At 35.8% G+C, this 21,743-nt stretch carries 14 protein-coding genes and 2 pseudogenes; 10 read left to right on the top strand and 6 right to left on the bottom strand.

From position 1 onward, the window contains the following. Nucleotides 1–400 precede the first annotated feature (400 nt). On the bottom strand, nucleotides 401–1,369 hold the full coding sequence (locus V7108_RS22020) for a hypothetical protein (protein WP_335569431.1): 969 nt from the start codon (nucleotides 1,367–1,369) through the stop codon (nucleotides 401–403). A gap of 230 nt (nucleotides 1,370–1,599) precedes the next feature. Here V7108_RS22020 and V7108_RS22015 point away from each other — a divergent pair, with 230 nt between their 5' ends. After that, nucleotides 1,600–2,439 carry an LptM family lipoprotein gene (locus V7108_RS22015; RefSeq protein ID WP_335569430.1) on the top strand — a complete coding sequence of 280 codons (840 nt, stop codon included), beginning with the start codon at nucleotides 1,600–1,602 and terminating at the stop codon, nucleotides 2,437–2,439. A 334-nt stretch (nucleotides 2,440–2,773) separates the two neighbouring features. After that, nucleotides 2,774–4,102 (top strand): hypothetical protein, encoded by a 1,329-nt coding sequence (locus V7108_RS22010; protein WP_335569429.1) that lies wholly within the window; start codon nucleotides 2,774–2,776, stop codon nucleotides 4,100–4,102. A gap of 374 nt (nucleotides 4,103–4,476) precedes the next feature. Here V7108_RS22010 and V7108_RS22005 read toward each other — a convergent pair whose 3' ends face one another. Next, the gene (locus V7108_RS22005) at nucleotides 4,477–5,412 is read right to left on the bottom strand and encodes an LCP family glycopolymer transferase (protein WP_335569428.1); all 936 of its coding nucleotides are present in this window, start codon (nucleotides 5,410–5,412) and stop codon (nucleotides 4,477–4,479) included. 578 nt (nucleotides 5,413–5,990) lie between these two features. Here V7108_RS22005 and V7108_RS22000 point away from each other — a divergent pair. Both V7108_RS22000 and V7108_RS21995 read left to right on the top strand, forming a co-directional pair. Further along, a complete protein-coding gene (locus tag V7108_RS22000) occupies nucleotides 5,991–9,308 on the top strand; it encodes a glycosyltransferase (RefSeq protein ID WP_335569427.1) in 3,318 nt (1,105 codons plus the stop codon). 588 nt (nucleotides 9,309–9,896) lie between these two features. Continuing rightward, complete coding sequence (locus tag V7108_RS21995; protein ID WP_335569426.1) at nucleotides 9,897–10,643, top strand: restriction endonuclease; 747 nt, start codon at nucleotides 9,897–9,899, stop codon at nucleotides 10,641–10,643. Between the two features lie 944 nt (nucleotides 10,644–11,587). On the opposite strand, the pseudogene V7108_RS21990 reads toward V7108_RS21995, so the two are convergent. Continuing rightward, nucleotides 11,588–11,788: pseudogene (locus tag V7108_RS21990) on the bottom strand (GNAT family N-acetyltransferase); the annotation flags it as partial. A gap of 537 nt (nucleotides 11,789–12,325) precedes the next feature. Next, nucleotides 12,326–12,823 carry a hypothetical protein gene (locus tag V7108_RS21985; protein ID WP_335569425.1) on the bottom strand — a complete coding sequence of 166 codons (498 nt, stop codon included), beginning with the start codon at nucleotides 12,821–12,823 and terminating at the stop codon, nucleotides 12,326–12,328. A gap of 311 nt (nucleotides 12,824–13,134) precedes the next feature. Here V7108_RS21985 and V7108_RS21980 point away from each other — a divergent pair, with 311 nt between their 5' ends. Next, on the top strand, nucleotides 13,135–14,016 hold the full coding sequence (locus V7108_RS21980) for a MaoC/PaaZ C-terminal domain-containing protein (RefSeq protein WP_335569424.1): 882 nt from the start codon (nucleotides 13,135–13,137) through the stop codon (nucleotides 14,014–14,016). 703 nt (nucleotides 14,017–14,719) lie between these two features. Here V7108_RS21980 and V7108_RS21975 read toward each other — a convergent pair. After that, on the bottom strand, nucleotides 14,720–15,586 hold the full coding sequence (locus V7108_RS21975) for a sugar phosphate isomerase/epimerase family protein (protein WP_335569423.1): 867 nt from the start codon (nucleotides 15,584–15,586) through the stop codon (nucleotides 14,720–14,722). A gap of 495 nt (nucleotides 15,587–16,081) precedes the next feature. On the opposite strand from V7108_RS21975, the gene V7108_RS21970 reads away from it, so the two are divergent. Next, on the top strand, nucleotides 16,082–16,534 hold the full coding sequence (locus tag V7108_RS21970; RefSeq protein WP_335569422.1) for an OsmC family protein: 453 nt from the start codon (nucleotides 16,082–16,084) through the stop codon (nucleotides 16,532–16,534). A 243-nt stretch (nucleotides 16,535–16,777) separates the two neighbouring features. Next, nucleotides 16,778–17,510: pseudogene (locus V7108_RS26955) on the top strand (DUF2935 domain-containing protein). Between the two features lie 681 nt (nucleotides 17,511–18,191). Here the strand turns inward: V7108_RS26955 and V7108_RS21955 are convergent. Beyond that, nucleotides 18,192–18,740, bottom strand: coding sequence for a hypothetical protein (locus V7108_RS21955; protein WP_335569420.1), 549 nt, complete (start codon nucleotides 18,738–18,740; stop codon nucleotides 18,192–18,194). Between the two features lie 447 nt (nucleotides 18,741–19,187). Between V7108_RS21955 and V7108_RS21950 the strand changes: the two genes are divergently transcribed. The 3 genes from V7108_RS21950 (at nucleotide 19,188) to V7108_RS21940 (ending at nucleotide 21,136) form a co-directional block, all read left to right on the top strand. Beyond that, nucleotides 19,188–19,652 (top strand): DUF3291 domain-containing protein, encoded by a 465-nt coding sequence (locus tag V7108_RS21950; RefSeq protein ID WP_335569419.1) that lies wholly within the window; start codon nucleotides 19,188–19,190, stop codon nucleotides 19,650–19,652. A 330-nt stretch (nucleotides 19,653–19,982) separates the two neighbouring features. Beyond that, complete coding sequence (locus tag V7108_RS21945; RefSeq protein WP_335569418.1) at nucleotides 19,983–20,432, top strand: GNAT family N-acetyltransferase; 450 nt, start codon at nucleotides 19,983–19,985, stop codon at nucleotides 20,430–20,432. A 233-nt stretch (nucleotides 20,433–20,665) separates the two neighbouring features. Further along, nucleotides 20,666–21,136 (top strand): GNAT family N-acetyltransferase, encoded by a 471-nt coding sequence (locus V7108_RS21940; RefSeq protein ID WP_335569417.1) that lies wholly within the window; start codon nucleotides 20,666–20,668, stop codon nucleotides 21,134–21,136. Nucleotides 21,137–21,743: the final 607 nt, after the last annotated feature.

Here is a 21,743-nt window from a genome sequence, read left to right as displayed (position 1 = left end):
ATTTTTTCGAAGCCGTATTTACTCCATTATTTCTTGATGGTGAACTAATTGTTGCTATAAAGTAGAAGAAGGAAAGAAAGTACAGACTGCTTAAGAAACCCTAACCTTAACCTTTGATCTTTTAGGAGACACACCTGAAAGATATTTTGTTTATAAAAAGATAATTTCTGGCCCAATCATTGCATGAAACTAAAAAAGCAGCCTGAAGGATTATGCAGACCAGGACAATGAACAAACCTGGGGATTTGTTAAATAAAACATTGCTGAGGCATATCGTGTTTATTATTTTGAGAGTTTAGTTACAAATCTTAGAGAAGAGAGCCACTACCTTATGGTAATGGCTCTCGATTTCTAATTCGTCTGTACTGAATATACATTTCAAAATCAACTTTAATTTAAATTAATATCCTGTCCCAAGCATAATGTCCAATCCTTGAGCTAACTCATCCTGACCTATTTCAAATTGAGAAGAAGGGATCATCGCAGTTATTGTTACATATTGATCTGACTGTTTCATCATATCAAACACATCAGAAAATTCTTGGCGGTCAAAATAAACGACCCATTTTTCATCAGTCGATTCATCCCATACCCCAATAGCAAAATGAGATTGTTCTAGTGCGCGAAATCCGTAATTGTAATATGTATCAAGGCTGGCCTTTCCTGATATGAGGAACGGTTTGTCTAGATGATTCTGTATATCATATAAAACATCAATAGCTACTAAACTTAAACCCTTCTGCTCTTTGTATTCCTTTACGACATCAATAACAGAACTATTGTCCTCGGAAGATACAGACTTTGAATTAGCCTCATATGCGATATCCATACCTAGAGCCAACTCATCCTGACCATCTTGATACTGTGCTTTCAGTATTACTCCAGTTGCAATAACAAATATTCCTCCTTTTTTTAGTGTTTGGAATAAATCATTAAACTCTTCACGGTCAAAGTATAACACCCAGCGATCAGAATAACCTGCTCCTTCATCGATGATTGAAACTGCAAAATGGGTTTTCTCAAAATCGCGAAACCCATAATTATAATAGATGTCTAATTCTGCTTTCCCCATTATGGCAAATGGCTGATTCAATGTGTTTTGCATATCAAATAAGACATCTCGTGATTTTAAACTAATGTTTTTGTCTTTCAAATAAGCTGTAAACTTTTCTTCGTAATTTATGGTCGTTGTCACAGTCTCTGCTACTACCACTTGACTCTTATCTTTAACTTTATTCTCACTAACTACATCTTCACTTTTGTTATCGCTACTAACATTTTTTGCATCTGATCCTGCCTCACATGCAGTTGTAACCAAAGCTAGTAAAATGAATACTAGTGTTTTAAACAACATCCTATTTTTGCACACCATATTACCTCCGTTTCGTAGAACTAATATTTTATAGTAAAATATTACCTTATTTGCTACTATTATGTCATTTTTTACTTAAAATAAATGGGGTAAAAGTACTGAAGGGAGAGAAGTGTAGGGAATTTTTCACAAATATTCTATATGATATATTTACTACTATCTCCCAAAAATTACAAAATGTGATATTATTATTTCGTAGAGACAAATATTATATGGGGGTTATTCTTTTGAAAAAGTATTTATTAAGTTTACTTGCACTATTTATGATTTTCAGTTTAGCTGCTTGTTCATCAGAGAGTTCTTCAAATGCGAAAAAAGAAGGGAAAAGTGAGGAAGAGAGTGCTGGTAGTAAAGAAGCAGCAAAGGTTTTAACAAAAGATGAATTCTATAAAATGTTCTCTGACCCCAAGAAGTATAAAAGGTCTAAAGTCGAATTTTATGCAAAAATATTTATAGAGCCAGAAAAAGATGAAGACGGTACATATCTCCAAGCCTATGCGGATAACAATATGGATAGAAATATTATTATTGCTATTGCTGATCCAAATTTAGATGTAAAAACAGACGATATTATCTTTGTATCTGGAGTAGTAAAAGACGTTTTTAAAGGTGAAAATGCACTAGGTGGCACCGTGACTGCCCCAGTTATTACTGCTGACAAAATTGAACTTAGTGATTATGCAACAGCCTTCGCTCCTGCGCTTAAAACTGTAGAGGTGAATAAGGATATTAATCAGCATGGGTATGTATTACATTTAGGAAAAATTGAAATTGCTGAAAGTGAGACAAGATTACATGTTTCGATAACAAACAACAGTGATAGAAATATCTCTTTTTACAGCTTTAATAGTAAAATAGTATCAGGAAATCAACAGCTAGAAACTCAGGATAATTACGATGCCGGATATACGGAAGTACAATCTGAAATTTTACCAGGGGTAAAATCAGAAGGAATAGTTGTCTTCCCTAAAGTTCCCGAGACAGGCACATTAAAGATAATGTTTGAGGGGTCATCAGAAAAATATGAACTTGACTTTCAGCCTTTCCAATTTGACGTAACATACTAATAAATTGCTATGCCTTTGTGATTTCTTATATAAGTAGTGCTATGGAGAATCAGAGATTAATTAGCTCTGATTCTTTTTACTTCTCATAGCACTATTGAGTCAGGATAGATAAATATGGGAGAAGAATATTATAAGGGATATTATTGTAAGTAGATTGTTACCTTTTTGCGGAAAGGATGATATTTTTTTGATATGAATATATATACTAATGGTCTATTAAACAATTCGTAAATGTAAAACTTGTTTATTTTCAAGTTATAGTAAAATCATATAAATACTGGTAGTTTATGTTAAGATTAGAAATATAACTAGGCACTAAGTAGGGGGTCTTATGGTGGTGAAGGTAGGGAAAGTTCTTATTGCGTACGCTTTATCTGCAACATTATTAAGTGGTTGTTCAGCAGTCAGTAAAAATTCAAAAGAAGTTATTACTTTAGTTGAAAGTGAAGATTATAAACAGGCGGAAAAAAGGCTAGAGGAACTTACTGAAAATGAAAAATTGTCCGCGGATGAAAAAAAAGAGGTTAGGAGTAAAATTCAAAAAGAAATATCGACTGAAATTGAAAGCTTAATAGAAAATTTTAAGAATGATGAAGTTAGTGTTAAGGAGGTAAATAAAAACTTTAACGGTTATGATTCTTTAAGACTTTCAGGAGTTTCTGAAAAGGTGGATAAGGCAAAAGAAACATTGAAAGAGCTTATTGTTTCTAGGGAAGCATTTGTTAAAGGAGAAAAGTTTGTTAAAGATAAAAAATATGACTATGCTATTGATGAATTTTTAAAGGTAATAAAGGATGATGTAAAATATGAAAAGGCTCAGGAATACATTAGTGATACAAAGTCTAAACTTTTAGAACAAGTTAAGGTAGAAGCGATAAAAAAGAAAGAGAGCGGTATGGTGAAAATTGCTTTGGAAGATTTAAAGAAACACGAAAAGTATCTAAAGGAAAATGACTCATTTAATACTATGATAGATGAGTATGGGGAATTATACTACGTTGAAAGCATGAAAAATATAAATGGATATAGAACGAACAAAGAATATGATAATGCTATTAAAGAACTAGAGACGTTAAAAACTCTTATTGAACCAACTGAAGAAATTGGAAACCTGCTAACTGAAATTAAAGGCGAACAAGAGAAGCAAAAAAGGGAGAGAAGAGAACAGTTACTAGCAAATATGAGCAGTAACTATGACTCAATGGATGACTTAACTCGTATTGCACCAAGGGGGGTGAATCCTTTTGTTCTTGATATTCCGCAAGGGGGCTTTATTTTCTTTCCTATAATTCAATTTAGTGGAAAAAATATGGACAGCGGTATTTCAGCTATTTCAATTGCTACAGGGTTTAGTCAAGATGATTGGATTTTTATGGACAGAATTAGTTTTAATGTAGATGGTGAACGTTTTAGCTGGGAACTTTCATTCGGAGAAGCTGATTCCCAAGTTGGCTGGGGTTCAATATATGAATGGGTACTTATGAATAGTATATTGAAAACAAATTTAAAAAATGATTTGAAAAAAATTGCTAATGCAGGGTCAGTAACTATTCGGTTTGATGGGGATACAAACTCAAGAGACGAAACTTTATCTAAACAGCAAATCCAACAAATAAAAGATGCGTTGGAATTGTATGAGTCAATAAATAAATATGGATTATAATGATAACTTTAATATCATCTGACTTACAAAAGGTTTGGTATCATTATTTATAGGAATAACACGCAATGAAAATCACTTAAACAAGCATAACCTATTGATATAAACACTTGATGAATTGGAGTTTCTTCGTGAAAATCAATGCTATCACATTCAAGGCTATCTTTTCAGAGGGCCATGTCCGGTTGAGGAGTTTGAAAAGAACTTTGAGGAGTTTCGTGTGTGACGGTTTCGGTCGAGGGCTAATTGGTAATTTTTCCATGGGGGTTTTTTGAAAGGAACCTAAGGCTATATAAGCATAGGTTCCTTTACTTTTGTTTTTTCAGTGAATGATTAAATTTTTTATCCTAAGTTATTCTCTCCAGTAAAAGCATAAACTACTGAATATCCAAGTGCTTTTTAACCGTCTCAGACAGCTTTGTTCGCTCTGCCTCAGGGACAATGTAGTAGTAGACACCATTTTCTTCTTTGCCGCTACCGTTTATTTGGATTTGTTCAAGGTTGTGCCGTGTTTCGGCATAGTTTGCCTGAATTTCTTTCATTTCCTCAAACGTTAAGTTTGTTTTTACATTATCGCCAATTACCTCTAAGATGCTTCCGTAGTTTGTAAGAGTTTCGATTTGTACAGCTTCTTTGATGAAAGCTTGAATGATTTTACGCTGGCGTTCTTGTCGGCCTATGTCACCCTGTGGGTCAAAAGCACGCATACGAGAATACTTCAATGCTTCTTCACCGTTCAATTCCAGTTGACCGACAGGGAAATCTGCCCTTTCATAGGAAAAGTCCAATGTGTTATCCACGGTCACACCGCCAACGGCATCTACAAGATCCTTAAAACCATCCATATTTACTTCCACGTAGTAGTCAATCGGGACATCTAGAAAATTTTCTACAGTTTTAATGGACATATCAACTCCACCGTATGTATACGAATGATTGATTTTATCCTTTATTCCCTTGCCGATAATTTCGGTGTATGTATCACGAGGAATACTTACCATTTGAATAGATTTATCTCCTGGGTTTGCCGTTAATAGAATTAATGAGTCTGGACGCCCACGGTCTCCCTCACGCTGGTCCACCCCGAATAATAATATGGAAATGGGATCTCCATTTGCTAAATTAACAACACGCTGCTCTGATTCCGAGCGTTTCAGTGGTTCATGTGTTTTTTGGAGCGTACCGGCAACAGAGTTATAAACGGAAAATCCGTATGCGCCTGCACCAATAATAAGAAGGAAAATGACTCCAATAGTTATCTTTAAACCCAGCTTCCTTTTTTTCGGAGGCGGGGATATGCGTTCCTGTTCCATTCAAACACTTCCTTTGCAGTAATCTCTTTTTAGTTTAGCATCTAAAAAAATATACTTGTATTCGACAAAATAACTAGAGAAGCGACAAAATGACAAAAAAGCCCCTTAATCAGTAGAATATACCTAGTCAGGAGGAACCTTTTGTATTATCAAAACATTTCTGCCATATTAATGTTCTATTACAAAAACATTAAGGAGCGTTATTTTACTGAAATAATGGCTGTATTCCACTTGAATTTTCATAGTTAGGATATGAAAAGGGCAAAAGAACTAGGTAAATAGGTAAATAAATCATTCGTTTTTAGGTAATTATGCAGGGGAGATTACTTTGAAGTGGTGATGTCGGCGAAAATTAGATAGATTAGCTTATTTCTTCTTGTAAATCCTCTTGTTACTCTTATAATGGATTGGAATACTGGTAGAATATACAACTTTGGTTATCAGCGGTTTCCTTTAAAAATTTAAAGCTACATTAATTGTGAAAGTTTGAGCAAAGTTGGTTGCTTAAATAGCGATATGGAGGATTTTGGGAAGTCCTTCTTATACGAGATAAAAAATGATATGAGGGAAGTAATAAAGTGAAAAAAAGAACCTTCCGTAGCCGAAGTAATAATAATAAAATACATATGCATCTTGAGCCCGGCCAAAACGATTTTATTTTTGAAAGTGAATCGAGTAAACGGTGGAATCTGCTGATTATTTTCTTTGCTCTTCTAGCTATTCTATTCTGTCTGGTGCTCTTTTTCTCTGGTTTAGGTCTTTATGCGAATCCTCAGCTTCCTAAATTGGAGACAAAAGAAACGGATGAATTTTCACACATCAGTCCATCTGAAACCATGACTTCCCCACAGGTTACATCTGCAAATACCGATGGTAATGGGAAATTTCTCCAGCAGGAAGTTGCCTATAAGGATGATGTTTTCGCATTCTATGTGAATTGGGACAGCAACAGTAAACAATCGTTAACGAAAAATATTGATACAATCGATGTTCTAATCCCGCAATGGTTGAGTTTAAATGCTGATCTGGAACTTGAAAGCAGCATTCAGCCGGAAATAGTAGAGCTCGCCAAAAAGAATGATGTTAAGATCGTACCGTTAATTCATAACATACAAAATGGCAAGTGGAATCAGGAGACAGTTCATCAACTTTTAAATTCTCCTGAAGAACAAGCGAATTTGATAAAAAAACTGCATGAACTAATAAAACAGCAGGGCTTTGATGGGATCAATATTGACTTTGAGAATCTAAACAAGAATGACCGGGATTTATTGACCCAGTTTATAAAGGAGCTGTACACGGTTTTTCATGCTGACGGCCTCTCTGTTTCCATTGATGTACCGGCTGCCAATAAGGCATTTGATTACAAAGAGCTGGAAAAGCACGTTGATCAGATGATTGTCATGGCTTACGATGAGAATGTGAACAATCCAGGCACCATTGCTTCTTCATCTTGGTTTAAAGAGATTCTCTCAAAATTACCAAAGGAAAAGCTGATCGTTGCACTTGGAAATTATGGATATGACTGGGAATGGGAAAGCCAGCAGCCGGGAGAAGTCGTTTCCTTTGATGACGTCACAAGACTGGCCGAAAAAGCCAACTTGAACATCCAATGGGATGATATGAGCCATACTCCTTATCTTAAATATATGGAGAACAACAAAGTGCATGAAATATGGTTCCTGGACAGTGCAACCTTCTACAACCAATTGAAAATGTCTGTGGAGGCTGGGGCGCAGGGAATTGCACTCTGGAGACTCGGATCGGAGGATCCATCTATTTGGGATATTCTTAAAGGGCATAAAATGGAAGAATTGCTTACTGTCAAGAATGGAGGAAATATTTACAGCACAGGAGAAGGGAATATTTACCGGGCAAAAGAGAGTTGGAAGGAGGGGGAACGCAGCCTTCGGTTTGATGACTCTGGCTTTATTACGGGTGAAACCTATATTGCCAACCCAGTATCATCCGAGTTTGAGCGTTTAAGCCAACCTGAGGATAAAGAGATTGTCTTAACCTTTGATGATGGGCCCGATCCTAAATATACGGAACGAATACTAGAGATCCTGAAACAATACCAAGTTAAGGCTTCGTTCTTTGTCATTGGTAATAAAGCAATCCACAATCAAGATATTGTTGAACGAATTTATCGGGATGGCCATGAGATTGGCAACCATACGTTTTCCCACCCAAAAACAATTGAAATGTCCGATGCGGAGTTAAAGTTTGAGCTAAATAGTGCTCAACGCATTATTCAAGGAATTACTGGACGAACCACCTCCTTGTATCGGTCCCCATATGGAGATGAAGAGGCAAAGTATATGCCATCACATTTTCAAAAATTATTGGACGTCACCCGAATGGGGTACGTCACCGTCAATTATGATATCGATTCAAAGGACTGGAAGCTGCGTGATAGTGAGGCCATTGTCGAGAATGTATTGAATCAGGCGTCAAGCGGCGATATTATTTTACTTCACGATGGCGGCGGAGATAGGCAGGCGACCGTTGAGGCACTGCCTAAAATCATCGAACAGTTACAGAATAAAGGATATAACTTTGTTTCGGTCAGCGATCTAATGGATAAAGGCAAAGGTACTATCATGCCCCCTGTCAAAGATGTGGAAAATCCGATTGTACAAAGCTTTAAAGTAATGCTGTTCAGTATAGCAAACTTTAAAGAGGGTATTTCCATTTTGCTCTACAGTGTGATGTTCATTTTGGCTCTACGCATTTTGGTTCTGGGCAGTTTCGCTTTTAAACATAAAAAACATGCCAGTCATCCTGTGGGGCAGTCTACTCCGTTTGTTAGTGTCATTATTGCGGCTTACAATGAAGAGAAGGTCATAGGTAGAACCATCGAGTCAATTCTTAAAAGCGATTATCCAAACCTAGAGGTTATTGTGGTCGATGATGGATCCAAAGACCAAACTTCCTTGGTAGTATCCCGAGATTACGAAGCTAATAAAAAGGTACTTCTTTTCCACAAGAAGAACGGGGGAAAAGCTTCAGCTATCAATCTGGGAGTCAGGAAGGCAAAGGGGGACATTCTTGTTGCGATTGATGCGGACACCATTGTTCCTCCTGATTCAATTTCAATGCTTATTCGGCACTTTGCTGATGAAAATATTGCGGCGGTATCCGGGAATGTGAGAGTGGGGAACAGGAAAAACCTGTTAACCTCCTGGCAGCATATTGAGTATGTAACTGGATTTAACTTCGAGAAGCGTGCCTTTGCCTCTCTTAATTGTGTCCCAGTCGTCCCGGGGGCTTTGGGGGCGTGGCGCAAACAGGTGGTTGAAGAGCTAGGCTATTTTACCGATGATACTCTTGCAGAAGATACTGACATGACATTAAAAATCCTCCGCCAAGGCTATAAAGTTGTGATTGATGAACAGGCCTATGCCTATACGGAGGCTCCGGAAACGATTAGAGATTTCCTAAAACAGCGGTTCAGATGGACTTTTGGAACTTTACAATGTTTTTGGAAGCATAAGAAATTGTTTGGAGGAGTAAAGCATAAATCCCTTGGGTTCATTGCCCTCCCTAATATGCTTCTATTTCAATTTATTGTTCCTTTCCATGCTCCGCTTTTAGATTTATTGTTTATTTTAGGAATTCTGGCAGGGGATGCCCAAAAAACATTAATGATTTTTGCCAGTTACTTTTTGGTCGATTTCCTTATTTGCATAATTGCTTTTAGGATGGAGAAGTTAAGCTTTAAACCTCTCATTTCCCTGTTCCTGCAAAGAATTCTCTACCGCTACTTATTGCTATGGGTAACGTGGAAATCTATTTTTGCTGCCCTAAAAGGAACCCGGGTCGGTTGGGGGAAATTAAAGCGGGCAGGAAATCTGACGGTAGAGCAAGGATTAAAGATGAAACACACTAGCTGAATATTCAAGATGTCAACTAAATATTCACAAGGGGAAAAAGGAAGGGGAATGACACCTTCCTTTTTGTGTTGTTGAATCTGGAAGGTAATTCAATAAGAGGAATAAAAATCCGATTCCCCTTAATATCGTATTTGACTCAAAAATTTTAAAATATTGGGGTGGCCATGGGGACGGTTCTACTGGCTTTTTATTAGTAGTGTTTGAAACAAATATGGAACAACTACCTAGTAAATGGCACCAATGTGTATAAGGAAACTAGATTAAAGAACTATAGCTTCAGTCATCATACAATGTAGTCGGTTTTGATATTGAACCATTTGGAAATACCTGACCAGAATCGAACTCGAGAACCGTCCCCTAGCTTAAATACCTGTTCTAAACCTCGACAAAAAATTTTCTAGAAAACAGTCCACAGTTCTCTTTTCAAAAGGGTTTATCCAACATTTAATCAAATGATTAGTTAAGAAGAATTTAGCTGGAATTTGTCGAAAATGGTAAGGTTGTGCTTGGAGGAAAATGGTAGAATGGAAGTAGTTGTAAATCATAGAGATATAGTTATAGTATGTAGGATTAATGGGGGAATGGATGTTGGGTAAAAGGAGAACGAAAAAACAGCAAAAAGAATTAGAACAGGGTTTACAAGCAATTATACTGATAGTTGCAGGGATATCCTATTATTTTACTAGGAACATATATTTAACAGGGGCGGTTGTCATTATTGCTATTTTTGCCACGATTGGTTTTGCTGTTTTAAAAAGTAATAAGGAAAAGGAACGGCTAAGGATGTCTGGAATCAAGGATATTGATTTGATGGATGGGATCCAATTTGAATACTATTTAAAGGAGCTTTATCTGTCTAGAGGCTATGCAGTAGAAGTAACAAATGCAAGCGGTGACTTTGGGGCCGATCTATTGCTTAAGAAGGATAGGAAGAAGATTGTTGTTCAAGCAAAGCGATATTCGAAGGATGTAGGAATAAAAGCGGTTCAAGAAGTAATGGGGGCTAGATCTTATTATAAAGCAGATGAAGCGTGGGTTGTTTCCAACAGCTATTTTACAAAAGCAGCAAGAGAACTAGCTCGGAATGGCAACGTTGCCCTCGTGAATCGTGATGAATTAATTGATTATATCCTTGTCTTAAGTGGCACTAGTCAAAGTCAAGTCGCTGCAACGAGCATTCAGGCCGTTTCAATCAATCATGAGTTAAAATGTGGTAAATGTGGCAGCCCGTTGTTATTAAAAAGAGGTAAGAGGGGCGACTTTTATGGGTGTAGTAGTTTTCCGAAGTGTAGATATACGCAGGATTATTTGGGGTCAAATGAATATATTCAGTAGCTTCTTCAATAATAATTGTAGATTGATATAAATCTAGAAGACCATGGGGACGGTTCTGGTGGCTTTTTATAAGGGGATAAAGCATAAAATTGATTTTGGTGTAAATGGTTGTTCCTGGATTCAATACTTTTATCTATGATCTATTTGTCGTCAAGGACAAACATTTAGAAGTACCCAGCAATCAATTAGGAGCATTGTATTTTTTATATCTAATAGAAAATTCACGTGCCTTTCCTCGACAATAAATCCTTTTGAAAACAGGAAAAAGCCTTTTTTTCAAAAGGATTTGACCACTTTTAATCAAACGATTAATTGGTAGAATAACTTGTTTTATTTGTAAGAACTTGTATTTTGTTAGTTTCTATTGTCAGTTTTGAAAGTAACTTCTAATAATCACCATTTTTATACGACAATTTATTCTCTTGAAAACAGGTGAAAATCCGTTTGTTAAAAGGGCTAATCGGAAATTTAATCAAACGATTAAATAGTTGAGTTTGTTTTACTCAAACGTTTGATTAGAATGGCTATAAATGTTGCTGCACCAAGGTTTAATTCTCTTTTGTTGGAAGGATATTGTCGAATAGAGGAACTAGTAAAAAAGGTGAGAAGTATCCTATTTTGGTTAGTCCAGAAAAGGAGGCAAAGGAAGGAGTTTCTCGCACCTCACGGTGCGAGAAACCCCTTCTAATTGATACGCTTCTTTTCATTGAGAGTAGAGGGTGTGCATAGACTAGGAAGGACCATGGGGACGGTTCTAATGGCTTTTTATTAGTGGCATTAGGAAATAGATGGACACTGTAAACAATTAAAACAAGCAGACACCTGCTTGTAACCTGTACAAGCTGTACTTGGACCATCCATTAGCTAGTTTAGTTGAATAACAATAAAGTCTGTCTCCTGAAAAACCTGTTCTGCTAAAGTCCGTAATAGTTTAATAAAAAATATTAAAGCTTCAACTTTAAACCTTCATGCGTCGCTTTAAAACCTAACCGTTCATAAAACCTTAACGCATCTGGTCTTTTTTTATCAGTTGTCAGTTGTACTAAATGACAACCACGTTCTTCTGCACGTTGAATTGCCCATTTTACAAGTTCAGTACCTATACCCTTACCTCTTACAGAAGCTGATGTTCTCACTCCTTCAGTAAGAGGGGGATTTGATTGGAGGCAGAAATAAGGTTTAGAATGGCTACTGAAGAAGATTTAGATAGTATTGTTGCAATGCTTGCTGATGATGTTTTGGGATAGTAAACCTTTTATTACTTTCTATGCTAACCGAACGAATTTATACCATAAGGTTATTATAATGTTTTGATGACATTCAATAAGTATCGCTTATGAAATTTCAAACATTCTGGTGACTATGTGTGACCATGGGGACGGTTCTGATGGCTTTTTATTAGTGGCATTAGGAAATAGATGGACACCGTAAATAATTAAAACAAGCAGACACCTGCTTGTAACCTGTACAAGCTGTACTTGGACTATCCATTAGCAAGTTTAGTTGAATAACAATAAAGTCTGTCTCCAATCAAATCCCCCTCTTACTGGAAAAAGAAAAGCTGCCAATAGATGACAGCTTGAACTTCAATTTCAGCGCCTTTAGGTGATTAGATTTCCTTTCAAAAAACTCATAAAGGATCAAGTAATTCTCCTCATTAATTAAGTACATATATAGTACTACTATGCGGAACTATCAGGTTTTAAAGGATGGTGAGGAGGAAGAGGGAGGTCACCATGATGAACTACTATGAAGTCATCATGTCGGAAGAACATCGTCGGTTCTGCCTCAGACAGTGAACTGCCACCATCAGATGAAAAACCACCTGTGACACACACTTGAATCAAATCTCTTGATTTATCTACGTTTCCACTAACTGTAACAATCAATATGTGTGGGGCGTTTGACAACGTATTACTGTTGCTAATTGGCATGGAAGGGAAAACTGAATGAGAGAGCATAACTGCTGAATTTGGTTCCACTCTGATTGAAGCTGGTGGATGTAACGGAATACAAGGTGACTGAGGCTGATTCGGATGGGTGAAAACATGGTCCATCTTTACTGTTGCCGTTAACCTTCGATTACTCAAATTTGTAAAGCTTATAAAAAAGAAATTTACAGGATTTCCGTTGCATGTATGATTGGGAACCAGAAATGGTCCCGTACATAATGTGGCCATATTAAACACAACCTTTTAAAAGAATTCTCCAATATAATATATTAAATGAAAAAATCGTAATTTTTGATAGGGACAAGTTTAGTAGTTAAATGGCACATTTATTATTAGTCATCTTTTGTTTGTAGTGTGTGTATTACAAAAGGCACCAAGGGTACCATGGGGACGGTTCTGGTGGTCACACTGACCTCAAAAAGAGCCAGGAGAACCGTAATCTTTTCGGAGAGCGGTCATTTAAATAATTTTATTGAAGAAGGAATTGAGGACATTTATAGAGAAAGATTTCTTACGACTAATATACGAGGAGGGAAATTATGGATGTTGAAAAATATATTGGAGCCAGTGCGGGCCTGCGGAAATTGGAATACAATTGGAGGGACATTGCCCTTTATGCACTTGCAGTAGGTGCACGTAAAGAAGATCTAAACTACTATTATGAAAAAAACATGAAGGTTATTCCAACATACGGAGCAATTCCTTATTGGAACGCAGTTAATACTACACCTCAAAGACCAACTCCATATCCAGCATCCCTTATTGTCATCGAAGCATTACAAAGGGAATTAGGCGTATCGCCAGGCTTCCTTCACATGGAGCATGAATTAATCATGCATAAACCCATTGATCCAATTAAAGGTTCTCTTGTTTTTGAAGATAGGATAACCAATATCTATGATCGTGGGAAGGATAAGGGCATTATTGTAAAAACGCAATTGCCGGTTTACGATGAAGCTGGAAATCTGATTTGCACGAACAATTCCAGCACTGTCATTTTTGCTAAGGGAGGCTTTGGCGGAGAAAAACCTCCTAAGAGTATGGTCGTAATTCCTGAAACTGAACCAGATTATGTTGTTTCTGATCATATCAGCGAGATTCAGAACGTTCTTTATCGTCTTACAGGAGATACCAATCATATACATGTAAATCCAGAACTAGCACAAGAAGCAGGCTTTAAGGCTCCTTTTATGCAGGGATTATGTTCGCTGGGATTTGCATGCAGAATGGGTATTGAAGCCATTATTCCAAATGAGCCAGAAAGAATGAATCGAATCTCCGCACAAATGAGAAGTATTTGCTACCCAGGCACAAAAGTCCAGTTTGCCGGATGGAAAGCAGATAACGGAGTATACTTTCAGTTGGTAAACTCGGATACTGGTGAAGCCATACTTGACAAGGGGATATTTGAGTATGGGTGACCATGTGTGACCATGGGGACGGTTCTGATGGCTTTTATTCTATACCTCTTCGAGGTTGGCATTACCTTACCACCGGGGCGGTTCGTGCGAGGTGTGTACCAGAAGAATACAAGAGTTTTCCTCGACAATAAATTTTCTTAGAAAACAGGTAAAAGTCCATTATTAAAGGGTTTACTGAACGTTTAATCAAGCGATTAGTTGGTATAACAACTTGTTTACATTTGTAATAATATGTATTAACTTGGTTTCTATTGCTAGTTTTGAAGACGATTCCTAACAACCACAACTTTTAAACGACAATTTATTTAATTGAAGTTAGGGAAAAGTCCATTCAATAATAGGGCCTATGAGCAATTTAACCAAACGATTAATTAGTTAAATTGGTTTTAACCAATCGTTTGGTTAGAATCGTTTTAAATGCTGCCATACCTAAGTTTAGCCCTACTTTGTGGGAAGGATATTGTCGAGAAGGGGATCAAGTAAAAAAGGGTGGAGAAGAATTTGTGTGCGAATTGTTATAACGAACTCAAATCAGAAGAACTTGAAGTTCTACTTACAACGTTATGGTAATTCCAATATGAAAAAGTCCAACTTCTCTGCAAAATTAAAAAGAGAAATTGGGCTTTTCCGTTTCTTGATTTAAATTAGGGGTTATGCCAAAGTGAAAAAACCTTAATATTAAACTTGCAAGTAATATTGGGATTTAAAACCAGTCTTCATATCCCATTGTAATTAAGTTATTACGACTCGTAATTAAACAATCATATGGATCTTTCCCATATAATTCGTCTTGCTCTACGAAGAAATATTCGCTACCACTAGCTAAACCAGTTTCGATAATTTCTTTTATAGGTAAGGTTCCTTCGCCAACTTCAGCAAATTGAGTAATCAGATGAAGCATGTAGTACAGTTTTTGCATGCCTTCCCCAAGATAATTGTCCATATTTATTTCTCCAACACGATAATCCTTTAAGTGAATGGCACGGATTCGATTGGCATAACGAGGAATAATGTCTATTGGATTCAACCCTGCTCGCCAAATCCAGTGAACATCCAACTCAAATCCTAGATATTCTGTATTATCACGCATTAAGTCAAGCATAAAATGTCCGTCATAACGGGCAAATTCCATATTATGAGCATGGTAGTAAAGGTCAATTCCTTCTTTTTTTAGCCGTTTTGCATATTCTTCACAAATGGATGCAAATTCTAATGCTTTTTCTTTTGATCCCATATAGTTAACCGGCAACATACCAATACGCAAAATGGTACAATCAACGGCTTTACAATCTTTAACAATTTTATCAAAGTCGTGTTTTAAGGTGTCCCCAGGATATTTTTGCTCCTCAGATATATCTGCAACACCACAGGACATGGCAGCAATTTTCATATTAAAATCACTCATGGCCCTTCTCATCTCTTGTATATTTTCTTCAGTCATAGCTATTTGTGAGACCTCAACGGCATTGTAGCCAATTTCATAGATTCTTTTTAAAACATTATAAATCCCAAATTCAGCTACTTGATCTTTCAACATCATCATTTGCACACCAATTTGGCCTTTTTTCATTCTCTTTTCACCTCAAAATAATTTTAATCTTACAGTCAGGGCAGGAGACGGTTTAATAATGAAAGCGGTTAAAAGACCGTGAAAAGACCATGGGGACGGTTCTGATGGCATTTTTTTTGGTGATACTAGGAAATAGAGGTGGGGACCTAATTTTTTTGTAAGTGCCCCCGTATAAACGAAACTAAAATACAGATAAGTATGGTTCCATAATTGTGGGAAGTAATTTTACTATACCTCTTCGAGGTTGCTAGAAATGAGCTAAATAGTCTAGGTAGTAACCTTCATAAAATGTGGGCGGTAATGATTATTGGATCATTTTAAGATTGAGAGATAATTAACCATAATCGAACCATGAGAACCGTCCCCGTGGCTTCCGTGGCTTCGAACCAATTTGTGAACAGAAGATAACCTTATTAAAATAAAAAGAGTTTTACAATTTTGAATATTTAATATATAATTAAACCTATGAAAATACTATGAATTAGGGGTGTTAATATGTCTAAAGCTCAATTGTTAAAGGTAGAAACAAGTGGTAAGTGGGAAAGCGGCTTAAAAACTTCCATTTCAATTAGAGATTTTTCAAAATTAATCGTTGATGAACCGAAAAGTCTAGGTGGAACAGACGAAGGACCCAATCCTGTTGAGTATGTATTAGCTGCATTGACTAGCTGTACTTCCGTTATGATTGCTTTAATTTCTAAAGAAAAGAAGTTTTCTTTTCAAGGGGGAGATTTTAAAAATAATGGAACACTCGATCTACAAGGATTAATGGGAGTTGAAGGGGTTTCACCACATTTTCAAAGTGTGAGTTTTGACGTTATCCTTGAAACTCAAGAAAGTGATTCAAGGGTTGAGGAATTAAAAGAAGAAGTAGAAAAAAGATGCCCTGTTTATAACTTATTAAAAGATGCAGGTGTTGAAATAGAATCCAATTGGTATAAAAAATAGTAAACTAGCTTTCCGTAATCTAATGGGTACCTTTAAAATGAAGGTATCCTTTTTGGTGTTTACTATCGGTTAGTGGTTAAGCCTCCGAAAAATAGACATTTATGAATCTAAATATGTTAAACATCTCTTGGCAGTAGTACTTTTTGGTAGGGGCTTACCCGATTTTACTCCTTTTATCATAAGAGCACTTTACGTGAATATATATGAATTTGTGTGGGTATTTTTTTCCTAGGAGGGATATACATGAATGAAGCATTTGAAAGGAATGCAAGATTTGAACACCGATTTTGGCTGCAGATTTTAGGTGATCATTCTAGGTTTATTTATGAAGCTCTTGCTCCTGTTCAAAAAGCTGAGATTGAGCAGACAGCTAATTTTATTCATACATTTAATACACTTTTAGATCAATCAAATTCTTCTGAATTGACGCAGTTAACCGCTGAAGCAGAAGTAGAGGTACTAAAATTACGAAAATTCAAATTAGCGTTATTAAGAAAGCATCTTGTCGGAAAAATTAAGATTCACCTTTCACCTACTTTTATTAACCATAAGGTAAATGAATTAGAGGAATATGTAAGAATTTTATAACACTTAAAAGCGGGGCAAGTGCCTCCCGTTTACCATGAACTCCATCATCATCTTTTATGGTTATTGGATGCTGCGGGACATTTTAAGCAATATACTCCAATTTGGATGGAGTTGAAAAAAATTAAAAGAGAAAAGTAACAGATTTAAAAAGGATTTTGAAGGTTTTTACCTAAAAGCGGTAGAGCTAGCAGGGTATTTACGAACCAATTTGACAGTCTTTCCAGCGTTGAAAAAAATGACTAAAGATGCGGAGTTAGAAATTAAGCTATTTCAAAATTTCCTATCAGAACTGGAAGAACTAGAACTAAGTAATCAAGCATTAGGAACATTTGCGCTGTTAATGGCGGATCATATGTACCGAGAAGAAAGTTATTATCTAATGAAATAGGAAGGACCTAGGGGACGGTTCTGATGGCTTTTTAATGGTGGTTATTAGGAAATAGAGATGGACGCCCACCTAATAAGTGACCCCAATGTATAAAGATATGTATGGTTACATAGTAGTGAGAAGCAATTTTACTATACCTCTGCGATGTTCGTAGAAAATAATTTCATGCCCTGTAGAAGACATCACAAAATGTGATTGATATTGCTCGTTAAACCAATTTAAGGTTATATACCTAACCATAAGAACCGTCCCCGTGGCTACCCCCGTGGCTATGGAATCCTCCCAAAAGGAGGATTTTTTTAAAACATTCCTTAATAAAAACTCAATTATCGAGAATATGAGTTCCATTAGTCAGCACTCAAAAATCTTTCTCGATGATAAATTGCCATCTTTAAAATTTTTTGTTTTAAGCTAGAATCTAAACAATCATTATAAAGCTGGTAAAAGTAATTAAAACGTAATTTATGATAATGTTTTATTAGGTTCATTTTCATTTTTCTCACCTCAAAAGAAGAATATATCCTATATTATCGGCTAATTAAAATTAAAGTTTAGGGAATAAAGTCCATTTTTGAATAATCCTCAGAAGAATTTGATAACGGTGTCACTAACTTGAATATGTCGCTCCCTAAATATTCTTGTATCATAGATTTGTTCCACAATCGTAGCCCAAAAAATCGGTTACTTATTACAATCCCTGGATCGTTCTTCGGGTTTATTTTGATCTTCCATTTTCCTGAATTGAATATCATCACTTAATTTGCTTTCATCCTGGTTTTTTAATGCGAGTACTGCCGCCTTCCCGTCACTGGGCGAACCATCTGAAAAATGCATTGGAAATAGTGAGAAAAACAGAATGTAAAATGAGAAATAGGTAAACTGAGACCAAAAAACTGACTTATCTAGAATTCCTTGAGAAATGAGGGCGTGTACCAGAAAAATACTTATCAGGTTGAATAAAGAACCACCAAGGTATATTAAGGTATTCGTGACACGGTTATCATGCCTTAACGATTTAAACTCACAGGCCCCATTCCAGAAGTAGTATTTCCTAACTTCAATATTCCAAAAGGAAAATACCATTGGCCCGCATCCGATTATCATTTTCTTCTCTGATCCTCTGAAAAGCGTAACGAAAAAAGTATGCCCGCATAAATGAATAAGAGTAACGATAGGCAGAATTACGAAAAAAGAGATTAGAAATTTTATTATGTCTGCAAATCCAAACATGATCGTCCTCCTAAAAATATTCTATGTAGAATATGTAATTTGGTTTGAGTAAACAACGTTATTTGATGTACCCGGTAAACAAAGAATGTTAACTGGAAAAAATTTGCAGTATAAGTAGAGTGGTGGATCATTAAAATTATATTAGTAAATAATGGTATAAAGTGAATGAGAGTTTAGATTTAAAACAAGTGATAAACAGGCATTAAGCCTATAACGCTTGCTCAATTATCATTAATAAATAAATTCTGCCAAATACCTAATCAACTTTTGGGTGTTTTTTTATTGATTCGAAGTATTCCTTCTTTAGCTAAAGGGTGCTTGTGTGAAAAATAAGGAGTTGCAGCGGCAGCTCCTATTCTTATTGTGCTGACGGGGTTAGTGAAAGAAGGAATTTTCCAATCTTTACTTGAATATATTTTAGGAGAAGAATTTAGATGGAGGGCGTTTATGGCATTAGTTTCGATCTATACTGTTGGTAGGCTAAAGTACCCCTATGATCACCCCGCCTCTCGTGAATTTTATGAAATGGGATATAAAGTAATGCGTCAGGCATATGTTTCAGGACACCTTATTGAGGAGTTTTCATCAGATGGAGTGCCATTCCCTAAAGAAGCTAAAGGGGAAGGTTACCCAGTTATGACTCTATCGGTATGGAAAAGCCTTGACTCCTTATATAAATTTACTTATTCAGGCAAGCATATCCAAGCGTTGCGAAATAGGAGCAGATGGGTGGAGCCTTATCAAGAGAAACACCTTTCATATGTAGTGTGGTGGACAGAGAAGGTGAAGGATGTTTCTTGGGAAGAGGCTTTCGAGAGATATAACTATTATATTCAACATGGGCCCACTCCTTTTGCATTTGATTTTAAGCATGCATTTGATGAAAAAGGGGAGACGTCCTTGATTAAATAGCAGGGGGGACCCTTAAAATTGGAAATTTATCCATTTAAACAATGGTGACGTTAAGGAAGAATAATCCTTCCTGTGACATTTTCTTGCCATTATTATTTTTTTGATGAAATTGTGAAACATTACACTTGAACTATTGGGAAGAAATAGTTCAAGATTCAGCTGCCACTTGGCGGCTTTTTTGCTAGTTTTATTAAAGGGACAGGATATTGAAAGAAGATGGCAGGAAAGTAATATTACAAAATAAAATAATCTTATCGTGTAATACTTTATCGATTTTAAAGATAGGAAACAACATATCAATCAATAAATAAATCTAAAGGAGGTATTGTAGTGAACCAATACAAATTCATAATAACTCCGTATATTCCTTCTTATGCTGAACAGACAGTGGAAATGTGGAGAGATAGTAAAGAACGAGCTATTGGTCAGAAAGAAATTCATAGTATTGAAAATCATATAAATTTCTTAAATCATATATTACCAGAACAGTTTCAAATAGATTTAGCGTTAATTGATGACAAAGTAGTTGGCATGATTGCCTATAATGAAAGGGAGATAAGCCAACTTTATATTCATATTGATTATCAAGGAATCGGTATAGGCCAAGCGTTACTTAACAAGGTAAAAGAACAATCAAGCGGGAGATTAACATTATATACATTTGAAGTAAATGAAAACGCACAACGATTTTATGGAAAGAATGGATTTAAAATCATTGGTAGAGGACACGAAAATGAAGAGAATTTACCTGATATTCAATATGAATGGAAATCTAAATAATAATGTAAACGGTACTAGACTTGAAGAACTGAAGCTGTTATTTTGGCGACTTTTCTTATTCCATTAAAGGGGCAGTTATTTAGCATTTAGCTGTCTTTTTTGTTTTACTTTTTGCCTTTCTCTTGCTCACATACCCTGCTATACCTTGACATTTCTCATTTTTCTCTTGAAAAAAATGGTAGGATAGGTAAACATTAAAGTCAAATATATAAATTGAGATAGGTGGTTAACATATGTATGAAACTCGAAGGGCAAGTTTTGGCGAATTTGATATAATTGCAGATTATTGGTTCATGATGGCAACAGAAATGGGAGAAATAGATGGAATACCTAAACCAGATTATCAAAGGGTTGAAGAAGTAAAAAAACTATTTGTAAAAGAAAATGAAGCAGGAAATCTTATGTTTCGAATCGCAGTAGATAAGAATGAGAATATTGTTGCTTGTGCAGGTGGTCTAATGAGAATGGAGTATTCTTATCCACTTGCAGAAGAACAAAGCCCTTTTGGTTGGATAATAACAGTTTATACCTTAGAAAATCATCGGAATATAGGGTTAGCTCATAAATTGGTAGATGAGGTTTGTGTATGGCTAAAAGAAAAAGGAGCAAATCGAGCAAGATTATGGTCTAGTTCTAACGGAAAAAGGATTTATGAAAATCTTGGATTTAAACCTATGTTTGATATGTCTAAAACACTCACTTAATCTGGAGGATAATTCATTGAAAGAAAATAAAAGACATCGGTGGGCTGATCTTATCTTATGATGAACTCAGGGTTCATTTTATAAAAAGATTTAATTCCTATAAGGTTAATAAACGAAAATAAAGGTGTTTTTTCTCGACAAAAAACTTTCAAGGAAATAAGTGAAAATCCTTTTTTCTAAATGGTTTACTCCACTTTTAAACAAACGATTAGTTAGGATTACATCTTGTATATATTTGTATGAAAGTGTATTTTGTTAGTTTCTATTGTCAGTTTTGAAGATTATTTCTAAGAAGTAGATAATTTTAATGACAATTTATTCTCTTGAAAATAGGCATAAATCCATTTGCCAAAAGGGCTTATGCATATTTTAATTAAACGATTAATTGGTAGAATTCGTTTTAATCAATCATTTGATTAGAATTGCTTAAAACACTGATACACCAATGTTTATACCTTTGTGGTAGTAAGAATATTGTCGAAAAGGGGATCTAGTATAAATGGTGGAAGGATTTCTAAAAAAGTTACCAAACCATATTAATACTCGTCACTGTTTATCCCCAATCATTACATGAAGCTAAAAGAAACAGAGGCTGGGACAAAACCCT

The sequence above is a fragment of the Neobacillus vireti genome, from assembly GCF_036962345.1.
Lineage (GTDB): Bacteria > Bacillota > Bacilli > Bacillales > Cytobacillaceae > Neobacillus > Neobacillus vireti_A.
Note: the sequence above shows the minus strand (reverse complement) of the source record. Positions and strands in the feature narration are given on the sequence as shown.

Bases quoted from the DNA above. Each gene is read 5' to 3' on its own strand.
- V7108_RS21940 (WP_335569417.1), top strand. From the start codon at position 20,666: ATGTATGAAACTCGAAGGGCAAGTTTTGGCGAATTTGATATAATTGCA.
- V7108_RS21975 (WP_335569423.1), bottom strand. From the start codon at position 15,586: ATGAAAAAAGGCCAAATTGGTGTGCAAATGATGATGTTGAAAGATCAA.
- V7108_RS21970 (WP_335569422.1), top strand. From the start codon at position 16,082: ATGTCTAAAGCTCAATTGTTAAAGGTAGAAACAAGTGGTAAGTGGGAA.
- V7108_RS22005 (WP_335569428.1), bottom strand. From the start codon at position 5,412: ATGGAACAGGAACGCATATCCCCGCCTCCGAAAAAAAGGAAGCTGGGT.
- V7108_RS21980 (WP_335569424.1), top strand. From the start codon at position 13,135: ATGGATGTTGAAAAATATATTGGAGCCAGTGCGGGCCTGCGGAAATTG.
- V7108_RS21950 (WP_335569419.1), top strand. From the start codon at position 19,188: ATGGCATTAGTTTCGATCTATACTGTTGGTAGGCTAAAGTACCCCTAT.
- V7108_RS21985 (WP_335569425.1), bottom strand. From the start codon at position 12,823: ATGGCCACATTATGTACGGGACCATTTCTGGTTCCCAATCATACATGC.
- V7108_RS21955 (WP_335569420.1), bottom strand. From the start codon at position 18,740: ATGTTTGGATTTGCAGACATAATAAAATTTCTAATCTCTTTTTTCGTA.